Annotated in this window: 13 protein-coding genes; 5 read left to right on the top strand and 8 right to left on the bottom strand. The window is 64.2% G+C overall.

Annotated elements, in window-relative coordinates:
* Positions 1 to 52: 52 nt before the first annotated feature.
* Positions 53 to 694 carry a TetR/AcrR family transcriptional regulator gene (locus tag CQW31_RS21580; RefSeq protein WP_054885394.1) on the top strand — a complete coding sequence of 214 codons (642 nt, stop codon included), beginning with the start codon at positions 53 to 55 and terminating at the stop codon, positions 692 to 694.
* 118 nt (positions 695 to 812) lie between these two features.
* Here the strand turns inward: CQW31_RS21580 and CQW31_RS21575 are convergent, their stop codons facing one another.
* The gene (locus tag CQW31_RS21575) at positions 813 to 1589 is read right to left on the bottom strand and encodes a class I SAM-dependent methyltransferase (protein ID WP_099815361.1); all 777 of its coding nucleotides are present in this window, start codon (positions 1587 to 1589) and stop codon (positions 813 to 815) included.
* Between the two features lie 103 nt (positions 1590 to 1692).
* Here CQW31_RS21575 and CQW31_RS21570 point away from each other — a divergent pair, with 103 nt between their 5' ends.
* On the top strand, positions 1693 to 2313 hold the full coding sequence (locus CQW31_RS21570) for an energy transducer TonB (protein ID WP_099815352.1): 621 nt from the start codon (positions 1693 to 1695) through the stop codon (positions 2311 to 2313).
* Between the two features lie 2 nt (positions 2314 to 2315).
* Here the strand turns inward: CQW31_RS21570 and CQW31_RS21565 are convergent, their stop codons facing one another.
* The 7 genes from CQW31_RS21565 to ppc form a co-directional block, all read right to left on the bottom strand.
* Positions 2316 to 3005 (bottom strand): extensin family protein, encoded by a 690-nt coding sequence (locus CQW31_RS21565; protein WP_099815351.1) that lies wholly within the window; start codon positions 3003 to 3005, stop codon positions 2316 to 2318.
* Between the two features lie 6 nt (positions 3006 to 3011).
* On the bottom strand, positions 3012 to 3842 hold the full coding sequence (locus CQW31_RS21560; RefSeq protein ID WP_054885398.1) for an oxaloacetate decarboxylase: 831 nt from the start codon (positions 3840 to 3842) through the stop codon (positions 3012 to 3014).
* 28 nt (positions 3843 to 3870) lie between these two features.
* Positions 3871 to 4740 carry a DUF72 domain-containing protein gene (locus tag CQW31_RS21555; RefSeq protein ID WP_099815350.1) on the bottom strand — a complete coding sequence of 290 codons (870 nt, stop codon included), beginning with the start codon at positions 4738 to 4740 and terminating at the stop codon, positions 3871 to 3873.
* A 3-nt stretch (positions 4741 to 4743) separates the two neighbouring features.
* Complete coding sequence (locus CQW31_RS21550; protein ID WP_054885400.1) at positions 4744 to 5031, bottom strand: hypothetical protein; 288 nt, start codon at positions 5029 to 5031, stop codon at positions 4744 to 4746.
* A 132-nt stretch (positions 5032 to 5163) separates the two neighbouring features.
* Positions 5164 to 5838, bottom strand: coding sequence for a tRNA (adenosine(37)-N6)-threonylcarbamoyltransferase complex dimerization subunit type 1 TsaB (tsaB, locus tag CQW31_RS21545; RefSeq protein WP_054885401.1), 675 nt, complete (start codon positions 5836 to 5838; stop codon positions 5164 to 5166).
* 202 nt (positions 5839 to 6040) lie between these two features.
* Complete coding sequence (gene adk / locus CQW31_RS21535) at positions 6041 to 6691, bottom strand: adenylate kinase (protein ID WP_028691565.1); 651 nt, start codon at positions 6689 to 6691, stop codon at positions 6041 to 6043.
* A gap of 257 nt (positions 6692 to 6948) precedes the next feature.
* Positions 6949 to 9576, bottom strand: coding sequence for a phosphoenolpyruvate carboxylase (gene ppc / locus CQW31_RS21530; protein ID WP_099815348.1), 2628 nt, complete (start codon positions 9574 to 9576; stop codon positions 6949 to 6951).
* 169 nt (positions 9577 to 9745) lie between these two features.
* On the opposite strand from ppc, the gene CQW31_RS21525 reads away from it, so the two are divergent.
* The 3 genes from CQW31_RS21525 (at position 9746) to CQW31_RS21515 (ending at position 11620) form a co-directional block, all read left to right on the top strand.
* On the top strand, positions 9746 to 10090 hold the full coding sequence (locus CQW31_RS21525) for a hypothetical protein (RefSeq protein ID WP_054886926.1): 345 nt from the start codon (positions 9746 to 9748) through the stop codon (positions 10088 to 10090).
* Positions 10091 to 10364: 274 nt separating this feature from the next.
* The gene (locus tag CQW31_RS21520; RefSeq protein WP_054886903.1) at positions 10365 to 10778 is read left to right on the top strand and encodes a DUF4398 domain-containing protein; all 414 of its coding nucleotides are present in this window, start codon (positions 10365 to 10367) and stop codon (positions 10776 to 10778) included.
* Between the two features lie 50 nt (positions 10779 to 10828).
* On the top strand, positions 10829 to 11620 hold the full coding sequence (locus CQW31_RS21515) for an OmpA family protein (protein WP_099815347.1): 792 nt from the start codon (positions 10829 to 10831) through the stop codon (positions 11618 to 11620).
* Positions 11621 to 11748: the final 128 nt, after the last annotated feature.

Here is an 11748-nt window from a genome sequence, read left to right as displayed (position 1 = left end):
ACCTGCAGCCGGGAGCCGTCCGAGCCGGTAAGATGGGCGCCCCCTCAAACGAATGCGGATTCCAATGTCCAACGACGCACCCAACGGCCCGGGCCGGCCCAAGGACCTGGCCAAGCGCGAGGCCATCCTCGAAGCGGCCAAGGCCCTGTTCCTCAGCCTTGGCTATGCCAACACCAGCATGGATGCGGTCGCTGCGGCGGCAGGTGTTTCAAAACTCACGGTCTACAGCCATTTCACCGACAAGCAGACGCTGTTCGGCTCCGCAGTCATGGCGACCTGCCAGAACCAGCTGCCTGACTTGCTTTTCGAGTACCCCGAAGGGGCGGCGGTGGAGGAAGTGTTGCTGACTATCGGTCGCAGCTTTCAGGCGCTGATCAGCAGCGACGAGGCGGTCAAGCTCTGCCGCCTGATCATGGCCCAGGGCAGCCAGGATCCGGGGTTTGGCGCGTACTTCTATGAAGCCGGGCCGAAGCGGCTGCTGATGGGGATGGAGGCACTCCTGCGCAAGATCGATGGGTCCGGGCTGCTGCGGATTGCCAATCCGTTGCAGGCGGCCGAGCACTTCTTCAGCCTGGTCAAGGGCGCGCCGGATTTCCGCTTGCTGCTGGGCTGTGCCGGGCCGCTGGAGGGCGATGAGGCCGAGGCCCATGTGCGCGAGGTGGTGGCATTGTTTATCCGGGCGTTCAAGGCCTGAGTCAGCCTGTGCTGGCCTCTTCGCGGCTAAAGCCGCTCCCACAGGGATATCACATGTTCTGAAAACTGTGCGCTACCTGTGGGAGCGGCTTTAGCCGGGAAGAGGCCGGCGCAGGCAATCAAGCTTTCAGGGCCTTCTTCGGGTAGATGTCATACCGGCTCGACTTGCCTTCCAGGCTATGGCTCGGCTTAGGCCCATCAATGATCGGCGCCTTGCGCGGCCGTTTCACCACCACCCGGTGGCTGGCCAGCGCCAGGGCGGCTTCGAGCAGGGCCGGGGCATCCAGGTCATCACCGACCAAGGGCCGGAACACACGCATTTCCTTCTTCACCAGCGCGCTCTTGTCACGGTGCGGGAACATCGGGTCAAGGTAGATCACCTGCGGCGCCTCGCCTTCCCAACTGCGCATGCGCTCGATGGCGTTGCCGGTCAGCAGGCGCATGCGCCCGACTATCGGCCCCACTTCTTCATCCACGCGGGCTCGCGCCAAGCCGTCTTCCAGCAATGCGGCAATCAGCGGCTGGCGTTCGATCAAGGTCATCTGGCAACCCAGGCTGGCCAGCACGAACGCATCCTTGCCCAGCCCCGCCGTGGCATCCAGCACCTGCGGCCGCACACCTTGGGCGATGCCCACTGCCTTGGCAATCATCTGCCCGTTGCCCCCGCCAAACTGGCGCCGGTGCGCGGCCTGGCCTTCGACGAAGTCCACCCGCACCGGCCCCGGAGCCTGCGGCCCCAACTGCTGGATCTGCAAGCCATCCATGCCTACCTGCACAGCAAACGCGGCCGTATCATCCTGCAGTGGCAGCGCCAGGCGCTCGGCCCATAGCGCGGCTTGCGCCTCGAACTCCACCGTCAGCGCCTCGACCCGGATACCTGTGCCCTGCTCTTCCATCATTCACACCTAGAAATTGAACCCTGCCCCTCATGTATCGGCCGCCACGGCCGATACAGGCAATATTCCGCTATTCTGCCAGAGCACAGCGCGCACGACTGCCATGACAGATACTCTTCCCATCGGCTTGACCTACTTGTCGCCTGTCGGCAACTACGGTCGGCAGAATACCCAGGCACTCGGGGGCGTAAGCCACCTGTGGCAGGATTTCTTTGCCCGCGCCATGGCCGAGCAGCAAGCGGAAGAACCCGACAGCATCAGCCAGGCCATGGTCCAGTACGACCAGGCCAGCGGCGAGCCGATCGGCGGGGCCAAGGCCCTGGCCCTGATCGAAACCCAGCGCACCTGCCCGGTACAGGACACCATCGTCGCACCGCCCGAGCCACTGTTCCTGCCCAAGGCGGAATTGCAGGCCAACCTGCTGGCGCCGGCGCCCGAGCCGTTCAGCGCCGCCGAGATGATCCAGCAACAGCGCCAGCTCGACCTCAGCAACAGCTGGCTGCGCCCGGTGGTGATGAGCCAGGGCCACCCGCTCCCCGAACCAGGCCCGGGCCCTTCCCCGCGCCCGCTGCACCTGCCGATCGCCGAATTCGAAGTGAACCTGCTCGACCCTGCGCCAGAACCGTACGACGAAGCGACCATGGCCAAGCAGCAGCACGACCTTGAGTTCGACATGCACTGGGCGCGCCCGGTAGTGCTGAACAACGTTCGCGTCCACGCCTGAGATCAGCGACAGACCTGCCAACGCCCCATGTCCAGATGAAAGTGATTGTGGTGGGCCGCGTTGTAGTCCGGTCCCAGCACGGTGTTGAAACTGTCGCAGGCCGCTTGCCGCACCTGCCTCAGAAATTCACCCTTCTGCCCGCCCGCCTGCCAGTCCCGCGCCAGCAAGACGCGCTGACCATCTTGCAGACGAAAGCCGCTGATATCCAGCGCGTTGGCCGTAGCGTGCTGGCTCAGACGCCCTTGCTTGCGGTTGTAGACATTGCGGCAGGCAAAGCTGCCCAAGTGATCCACTTGCACCACAGGCTGGCCAAATACCCGCTGCGCAGCAGGCTGCAGCCCATGCCGCTCGAACAACGCATAGGCGACCGCCAACGGGCAACTGGCCAGAAAGCTGCTGCTCAAGCGAACGTCCCCTCGCTCGATACGCCACACGTTCTGCAGCAGGCAGCTGGCCGATGACGGGCTGTCGACCTGCGCCCGGTAACGCAGCCCGGACGTCTCCAGGGCCTGGCGGCACAAGCCTGGGTCGTTGCGCAGCCGCGACAGCTTGTAACTCGTCAGCCAGTTCGGCGGCTGGCTCACATCCAGCGCCGCCCACGGGTTCCAGGTGTCCGCAAGGCGCCAGCCGAATTGCCAGGCCAGGCCCGCCATCACCAACAGCAGGCCGCATAGCACCATCACGGCGCGCATGGCGCCTCAGCGACGGAACAGGTCGTTGAGCTGGGCGAACGGCAAGGCCTGCTCACCGTAACTGAATGTGCCCTGATCACGAATCTCCAGGGCGGCACGCTGCAACGCGCCGAGTGCTGCCCGGGCCAACGATGAACCGACACTGATACGGCGCACGCCCAAGTCCTGCAGCTGGTTGACGCTCAACGGCACGCCCGCCAGCCCCATCAGCACGTTGACTGGCTTCGGCGCCACGGCCTGCACCACCGCTCGCACCTCATCGACACTGCGCAATCCCGGCGCGTAGAGCACATCGGCACCCGCCTCGGCAAAGGCCTGCAGGCGCAGGATGGTATCGTCAAGGTCCATGCGCCCATGCAGCAGGTTTTCCGCACGGGCACACAGGGTGAAGGGGAATGGCAGGCTGCGCGCGGCCTGCACCGCAGCTCGGACCCTCGCTACAGCCAGCTCGAAGTCATAGATTGGCGCCTCTGGCCGGCCGCTGGCATCTTCGATCGAACCGCCGACCAGTCCCGTCCCAGCAGCACGCAGGAGGGTCTGGGCGCAGTCCTCCGGCAGGTCGCCAAAGCCATTCTCCAAGTCAGCAGCCACCGGCAAGGGCGTGGCATCGACGATCAGCCCGGCGTTAGCCAATGTCTCATCCAGGCTCAAGGCACCCTCGGCATCCGGTCGTCCGAGGCTGAAAGCCAGACCGGCACTGGTGGTGGCCAGCGCTTCGAAACCGAGGCTTGCCAACAGCTTGGCGGAGCCGGCGTCCCAGGGGTTGGGCATGACGAAGGCGCCATCACGCTCGTGCAGTGCCTTGAAGGCTTCGGCTCGCAGGGTCTGTACATCCATGATCACAACCTCCGGGGTCAGGGAAGGGTCAGAGTAGCCCCAGTTGTTCGACCTCAGGGGCGCGCGGCAATTCAGGTAATGCGGGCAAGCCTGGCAGACGCGCCATCAGTCGTTGGTGAAAACGCTGGGCCAGCGCGGCAGCCAGACGGTTGTCGGACGTATGCAGGAACACATAAGGACTGCGCCCCTCCTCGATCCAGGCGGCGACCTTGTCTACCCAGGGCGCGAGGAACGTGTCGTTGGCTTCAAGCTGCGGATGGCCGATGAAGCGCACCTGCGGGTACTGGCTGAAGGCTGCGGGACGCGGTGGCACCTTGGGCTTTTTCGACTGTGCATGCAGCACTGCCGGGTCTCGGGAGGTGCAACTGAACAGGGCGCGGGGGTCAAGGCAGATGCGCTCGACGCCGCGTTCATGGAGCAGGCGGTTGAGCAGCCGTTCTTCCTCGCCCTTGGCGAAAAACGCCGGGTGACGCACTTCCACCGCCACCGGCACAGCGATCTCGTCGAGGAAGTGGCACAGCTCGCCCAGTCGTGCGGGGCTGAACAGGGGCGGCAACTGCAGCCAGTACGGCGAGACCCGCTGGCCCAATGGCGCCATCAGGCGGGTGAAGTCAAAGGCAGACTCCAGCTGATCACGCAGGTCACCTGCGTGGCTGATATCACCAGGGAACTTGGCGGTAAAACGAAAGTGCGCGGGCATGACCTGCGCCCAGCGGGCGACAGTGCCGGGTGCCGGCCGGGCATAGAACGTGGTGTTGCCCTCGACGGCGTTGAATACCCGGCTGTAGTAGCCAAGCATTTCATGGGTGGTGGCGTCGGCGGGATACAGGTACTCGCGCCAGGCGTTCTCGCTCCAGGACGGGCAACCTACGAAATAAGGCAAGGGTGACGGACTCATCCGTCAAATGTACAGGTCGAGCCCCAGTACTTCCATGTCCCAGTCGGTAAAACCGGCCGTGCTGAGGTAACTGGCCAACGCGGTAGCAGTGCGCCGGTCACGGGCGCGGGGGAACACCATGTCCTGCTGACGAGCCGGCAAGCCCGCCGGACGACGACGCGCAGCAGCCTCCTGAGTGACTTCGCTCTCCTCGATCAGCTCGGCATCATCGACGCTCTCGTCGCGCACCGCTGCTTTGCGCGGCGCACGCTTGATCGGGTAGGACTGCGAGGAAAAACCGTCGATACGCATGGAGTGAGCACTCAGGACCAATGATGGCAATCTAGCAGCATCAGGATTGCGTCGCTAATGCTCGAGTGATAACTGGACCACAGATTGCGCCTAAAGGTTTTATCGCCAACCGCGATAACCGACGAACAGCACTCAGCGCGCCTTTGGCGTAGCCACATTATCGCGCAAGTAAACCGGTTGCGCCTGTTCGGCGGCGATTGCCTCGCCACGGCCCCAGGCGAAGCTGGCCAGGCTGAGAATATCCAGGGCACCTGGCAAAGCTGAAGCGTTCGTGGCGCTGGCCTGCACCGCCAGGCGTTCGGCATAGCTCCAGCCAGTACCGGCACCGAACCAGTCACCGCTGCTGCCTGCCGGCACGGCTACGCGCTCGGGCGGGAGCACGGCTTCCAGCCCTTGCAGGCGCATCTCGCCGGCTTCGGCCTTGTAGCAACCCCAATACACTTCATCCATGCGCGCGTCGATGGCCGCAGCCACCTGCTGCACGCCATGCTCGCGCAACGCGCCCTGAGCCAGCGCGGCCAGGTTGGACACCGGCAGCACCGGGCGCTCCAGCGCAAACGCCAGGCCCTGCACCACACCGATGGCGATGCGCACCCCGGTGAACGCGCCCGGGCCACGGCCGAAGGCGATGGCATCCAGAGCATTCAGCGCCACACCGGAGTCTGCCAGCAGCTGCTTGATCATCGGCAGCAGCTTCTGCGCATGCATGCGCGGGATCACCTCGTAATGGCTGGTTACCTTGCCGTCATGCAGCAGCGCAACGGAACAGGCTTCGGTGGCGGTATCCAGGGCCAGCAGGGTGGTCATCGAACAGGTATCCAGGTGCTAGGGGAAAAGAGCGGCAGTATAGAGCAGCTGCAGTCCCTGTGGGAGCGGCCTTGTGTCGCGAAAGGGCTGCGGAGCGGCCCCAGGATGTCAGCGACACGGCAAAAATCGAGGGGGCTGCTCTGCAGCCCTTTCGCGACGCAAGGCCGCTCCCACAAAAAAGCGGCCGCTGCGTCAGAAGGGATCAGCTCAGGGCTGCCAGCACCTTGGCGGTGATCGACTCGACCGAGCCGACGCCTTCGATGTGGCTGTACTTCGGCTTGCCAGCATTGGCTGCCGACAGTTTCTGGTAGAAGTCCACCAGCGGCTTGGTCTGGCTGTGGTAGACCGACAGGCGGTGACGCACGGTTTCTTCCTTGTCGTCGTCGCGCTGGATCAGGTCTTCGCCGGTCACATCGTCCTTGCCTTCCACTTTCGGCGGGTTGTACTGAATGTGGTAGGTGCGGCCCGAGGCCAGATGCACACGGCGGCCAGCCATGCGGCCGACGATTTCTTCGTCGTCGACAGCGATCTCGACCACGGCGTCGATATCCACGCCCGCGGCAACCATCGCTTCAGCCTGTGGAATGGTGCGGGGGAAGCCGTCGAACAGGCAGCCATTGGCGCAATCCGGCTGGGCGATGCGCTCCTTGACCAGGCTGATGATCAGCTCGTCGGACACCAGTTGACCGGCATCCATGACTTTCTTCAGTTCCAGGCCCAATGGGGTGCCGGCCTTGACGGCGGCACGCAGCATGTCACCGGTGGAGATCTGTGGAATACCGAACTTTTCGGTGATGAACTTTGCCTGAGTACCTTTACCGGCCCCGGGAGCTCCCAGCAGAATTACGCGCATCTCGTGCTCCTCAAATTTTTTTATGAAATTCAATGGATTCGGCAATCGAGGCCAAGTCCGGAAAATCGGGTATGACCATAAATCGGTCAAAAGGCTGCTCAAGATACACAGCGCCCGGCAGCCAGACAAGCGTCCCAAAGTTGCAGCATTGCGTCGTCCGTAACCAGAACGGAGGGTGGTTGCGCCCGGCGCAACCACCCTCCTCGCCCTGTCGTGGCTGCCCGCCGGTCAACCGGCAAGGGCCGCGACGGCAGGCCTTACCCGGTGTTGCGCAGCCCCGCGGCGATACCTGCCACGGTCACCAGCAGGGCCTGCTCCAACGGGCTGTCCAGAGCGGCTTCGCGGCTGCGTGAACGGGCCAGCAATTCGGCCTGCAGGCGGTGCAGCGGGTCCAGGTAGGTATTGCGCAAGCTGATGAATTCCAGGGTCTCGGGGCTGTGCGCCAGTAGCACCGGTTGGCCGGTCAGGCCCAGCACCACCTGGCACGACTGCGACAATAGGTCGCGCAAGTGTGCACCTAATGGAAGCAGGCCTGGTTGCACTAGACGTTGGTCGTAGGCCTCGGCGATTTGCGCATCGGCCTTGGCCAGGACCATTTCCAGCATGTCGATGCGGGTGCGGAAGAATGGCCACTGCTCGCGCATCTGCGCCAGCAGCTCGCCCTGGCCTCGCGCCAGGGCATTGCTCAGGGCGGTTTCCCACCCCAGCCAGGCCGGCAGCATCAGGCGTGTCTGGGTCCAGCCGAAGATCCACGGGATCGCCCGCAGGCTTTCGATGCCACCGGCACGGCGCTTGGCCGGGCGGCTGCCCAGCGGCAGGCGACCCAGCTCCTGCTCGGGGGTGGACTGGCGGAAGTATTCGACGAAGGCCGGGTTTTCCCGCACCACGCCGCGGTAGGCCTTGAGGCCATCGGCTGCCAGCTGATCCATCAATGACCGCCAGGCGGGTTCTGGAGGCGGGGGTGGCAGCAAGGTGGCTTCGAGCACAGCAGCCAGGTACAGGTTGAGATTTTGCTCGGCGATGGCCGGCAAGCCGAACTTGAAGCGAATCATCTCGCCCTGTTCGGTGGTGCGGAACCGACCTGCCACCGAACCCGGAGGCTGCGACAGGATCGCCGCATGGGCCGGGCCACCACCACGGCCCACCGTACCACCACGGCCGTGGAACAGCAGCAGTTCGACCTGATGCTCGCGGCAGATGCGCACCAGGTTTTCCTGGGCACGGTACTGAGCCCAGGCCGCTGCCGTGGTGCCCGCGTCCTTGGCCGAGTCGGAATAGCCGATCATCACCTCCTGCGGCCCGCGCAGGCTGGCGCGGTAGCCCGGCAGGCCAAGCAGGCGCTGCATCACCGGCCCGGCGTTGTCCAGGTCCGCCAGGGTTTCGAACAGCGGCACCACGCGCATCGGCCGGGTAAGGCCGGCTTCCTTGAGCAGCAGTTGTACGGCCAGCACATCAGAGGCCGCACCCGCCATCGAGATCACGTAGGAGCCCAGCGAAGCGCCCGGCGCAGCGGCGATCTCGCGGCAGGTGGCCAACACTTCAGCGGTCTCTGCCTGAGGCGTGAAGTGCGCGGGCAGCAACGGCCGGCGATTCTTAAGTTCCGCCTGGAGGAATGCGATGCGCTGCTCTTCGTCCCAGTCGGCATAGCTGCCCAGGCCAAGGTAATCGGTAATCTCCGCCAGCGCATCACGGTGCCGGGCGGCATCCTGGCGCACATCCAGGCGGCCGAGGAACAGGCCGAAGGTCACCGCCCGGCGCAGGCTGTCGAGCAGCGGGCCATCGGCGATCACCCCCATGCCGCATTCATGCAGCGACTGATAGCACAGCTCCAGCGGTGCGATCAGGTCGCGGTTATCCACCAGCACCTCGGCGCTGGCCGGCTGGTTGCTGGTCAATGCAAGCTGGGCCCAGGCGCGCGTCGCGCGCAGCCGTTCGCGCAACTGTTTGAGCAACGCCCGGTACGGCTCGGCACTGTCGCCCACACGTTCACGCAAGGCCTCACTGGCTTGTTGCATGGACAGCTCGGCCGCCAGCGCATCGATATCACGCAGGAACAGGTCGGCGGCCATCCAGCGGGCCAGCAGCAATACCTCACGGGTCACGGCCGCCGTGACATTGGGGTTGCCGTCGCGGTCACCGCCCATCCACGAGGCGAAGCGAATCGGCGCAGCTTCCAGCGGCAGGTGCAGGCCGGTGGCGTCGAACAATGCCTTGTCGACCTTGCGCAAGTGGTTGGGGATGGCCTGCCACAGCGAATGCTCGATCACCGCGAAGCCCCATTTGGCCTCGTCTACCGGGGTGGGCCGGGCGCGGCGGATCTCTTCGGTGTGCCAGGCCTCGGCGATCAGCCTGCGCAGGCGCTCGCGCACCTGCTCACGCTCGGCGGGGGTCAGGTCGCGGTGGTCCTGGACGGCCAGCTGGCCGGCGATGGCATCGTATTTCTGGATCAACGTGCGCCGCGCCACTTCGGTCGGGTGTGCGGTCAGCACCAGCTGGATATCGAGCTTGGCGAGCTGCCGGGCCAGGGCGTCATCCTTGTGCCCGGCCTGCTTCAGGCGAGCCAGCAGCTCGGGCAAGACCCGCGCCTCGAACGGCTCTGGCTGACCGGCATCGCGACGGCGGATCAGCTGATACTGCTCGGCCATGTTGGCCAGGTTGAGGAACTGGTTGAAGGCTCGCGCCACGGGCAGCAGGTCTTCTTCGGCCAGGTCGGCCAAGGTCGAGCTCAGTTGCTCGCCAGCACCGCGGCGGTCGGCCTTGGCACTGTGGCGGATGTCCTCGATCTTCTGCAGGAACGCATCACCGTGCTGCTGGCGGATGGTCTCGCCGAGCAACTCCCCCAACACATGGACATCTTCACGCAGGCGCACATCGATATCAGTCATTGGCCCTCTCTTCGGCGCGGCTCGCCACGCTCTGCTCAGGAAACAGCACTGGCCCAAGAGTGCCCATTGCCGGGGCGCGATGGCAAGCCGCGATCGCGCAAAGCAAACTAAAGTTAAACCAGCGCAGTCCGATGCAATGCAGCCTTTTCTGGCGTTGACAGAGGTCATCATGAAAATCCGCGAACTCGCCCAGCACTGGGAACAGAATGCCGCCGGCACCCTGAGCCCCACCGGCCACGCCTTGCACTTGGACCTGGAGTCCGAGGCACGCCTGGCTGCCCTGATCGACATGTACCCCAAGCGCACCGCCGAGGAACTGCTCGGCGAACTGGTCGCCGCCGCGCTGGAAGAGCTGGAAGCCAGCTTCCCCTACGTGCAGGGCCAGAAGGTCATCGCCACTGACGAAGAGGGTGACCCGCTGTTCGAAGATATCGGCCCGACCCCGCGTTTTCTGGCCCTGTCACGGCGCCATTTGCACGACCTCAGCAATACCGGCGACGACACCGGGAACTGAGCGTGCAGCACCACGATCCGGGCCTGCAACAGGCCCGGAAACCACTCCAGCGATGAAAAGTTCCGGGTAAATCTCACTGACCGATCAGTCAGAAAAAAATGGCAAAACGGCGCATTTTTTTCGGAACCATTCAAAAAACGGTCAAGTCCCAGCCAATAGCCATCACGCTAAAACCCTGCACTCCTGCCATGTGCATCGTTGAGCACAAGCGCAGGCACTGTCAGGGATTGAGCGATGGACTGCTACGGACATCGTCGTAATCAGGAGTGATCCAATGGAACTGACCACCATCAAGACCCGCACCCCGAACCTCTCATCTACTCACGTGCGCGGGTTGAAGCTGGCCGCGCTGGCCCTGGGCAGTAGCCTGGTCCTGGCCGGCTGTGCAGGCAACCCGCCTACCGAGCAGTACGCTGTCACCCAGTCCGCGGTCAATTCGGCCGTCAGTGCCGGTGGCACCGAGTTCGCCGCCGTGGAAATGAAATCGGCCCAGGACAAGTTCAAACAAGCCGAAATCGCCATGCACGACAAAAAGTACGATGAGGCCAAGCGCCTGGCCGAGCAGGCCGAATGGGATGCCCGCGTCGCCGAGCGCAAGGCCCAGGCAGCCAAGGCCCAGAAGGCCGTGCAGGATGCCCGCCAGGGCGTTCAGGACGTACGTCAGGAAGGCCTCCGCAGCGCCGAATGAGCGCCGCCACGCCAACCCCAGCCTTCGCAACTGATCAAAGGATGAACACTATGCGCAACTACGTCATGATTCCCGCCCTGCTGGCACTGAGCGTCGGCCTTGCCGCCTGTTCCCACGACCCGAACCCTAACCTGGAGTCGGCTCGCACCAACTTCTCTGCACTGCAGAGTGACCCGCAGGCAAGCAAGGTGGCCGCGCTCGAGACCAAGGATGCCCAGGACTGGCTGAACAAGTCCGACAAGGCCTTCATGGACCGTGAAGACAGCCAGAAGGTCGACCAGCTCGCCTACCTGACCAACCAGCGGATCGAGGTGGCCAAGCAGACCATCGCCCTGCGCACCGCCGAGAACGAGCTGAAGAACGCCTCGGCCCAGCGCGCCCAGGCCAAGCTCGATGCCCGCGACGCACAGATCGCCAAGCTGCAGCAAAGCCTGAATGCCAAGCAGACCGACCGCGGCACCCTGGTGACCTTTGGTGATGTGCTGTTCGACTTCAACAAGGCCACCCTGAAGAGCAACGCCTACCCGAACATCACCAAGCTGGCCCAGTTCCTTCAGGAAAACCCGGAGCGCAAGGTGATCGTCGAGGGCTACACCGACAGCGTCGGCTCGGCCAGCTACAACCAGGGCCTGTCCGAACGCCGCGCCGCCAGCGTGCGCGCCGCGCTGGTACGTGCAGGCGTGGACCCGGCGCGTGTCGTCGCCCAGGGTTATGGCAAGGAATACCCGGTGGCGGACAACGGCAGCAACTCGGGCCGTGCGCAGAACCGTCGGGTGGAGGTGACCATCTCCAACGACAACCAGCCGGTGGCACCCCGTTCGGTGAGCCAGATTCAGCAATAAGGCTGGCTAAAAAGAAACCCCGCCTTCATGGCGGGGTTTTTTCATGCTTGAACACCGAAAAAAGCACCTTTAAAAGCACTCTTTGAAATACTACACTTTCCGCGTCGATAACCAAATTTACGGGTTGA

This window comes from Pseudomonas sp. 382, from assembly GCF_002759075.1.
Lineage (GTDB): Bacteria > Pseudomonadota > Gammaproteobacteria > Pseudomonadales > Pseudomonadaceae > Aquipseudomonas > Aquipseudomonas vlassakiae.
Note: the sequence above shows the minus strand (reverse complement) of the source record. Positions and strands in the feature narration are given on the sequence as shown.

Coding starts and splice junctions, on each gene's coding strand:
- CQW31_RS21525 (WP_054886926.1), top strand. CDS start 9,746: ATGAAAATCCGCGAACTCGCCCAGCACTGGGAACAGAATGCCGCCGGC.
- CQW31_RS21555 (WP_099815350.1), bottom strand. CDS start 4,740: ATGAGTCCGTCACCCTTGCCTTATTTCGTAGGTTGCCCGTCCTGGAGC.
- tsaB (WP_054885401.1), bottom strand. CDS start 5,838: ATGACCACCCTGCTGGCCCTGGATACCGCCACCGAAGCCTGTTCCGTT.
- CQW31_RS21560 (WP_054885398.1), bottom strand. CDS start 3,842: ATGGATGTACAGACCCTGCGAGCCGAAGCCTTCAAGGCACTGCACGAG.
- ppc (WP_099815348.1), bottom strand. CDS start 9,576: ATGACTGATATCGATGTGCGCCTGCGTGAAGATGTCCATGTGTTGGGG.
- CQW31_RS21570 (WP_099815352.1), top strand. CDS start 1,693: ATGACAGATACTCTTCCCATCGGCTTGACCTACTTGTCGCCTGTCGGC.
- CQW31_RS21550 (WP_054885400.1), bottom strand. CDS start 5,031: ATGCGTATCGACGGTTTTTCCTCGCAGTCCTACCCGATCAAGCGTGCG.
- CQW31_RS21520 (WP_054886903.1), top strand. CDS start 10,365: ATGGAACTGACCACCATCAAGACCCGCACCCCGAACCTCTCATCTACT.
- adk (WP_028691565.1), bottom strand. CDS start 6,691: ATGCGCGTAATTCTGCTGGGAGCTCCCGGGGCCGGTAAAGGTACTCAG.
- CQW31_RS21565 (WP_099815351.1), bottom strand. CDS start 3,005: ATGCGCGCCGTGATGGTGCTATGCGGCCTGCTGTTGGTGATGGCGGGC.
- CQW31_RS21580 (WP_054885394.1), top strand. CDS start 53: ATGCGGATTCCAATGTCCAACGACGCACCCAACGGCCCGGGCCGGCCC.
- CQW31_RS21515 (WP_099815347.1), top strand. CDS start 10,829: ATGCGCAACTACGTCATGATTCCCGCCCTGCTGGCACTGAGCGTCGGC.
- CQW31_RS21575 (WP_099815361.1), bottom strand. CDS start 1,589: ATGGAAGAGCAGGGCACAGGTATCCGGGTCGAGGCGCTGACGGTGGAG.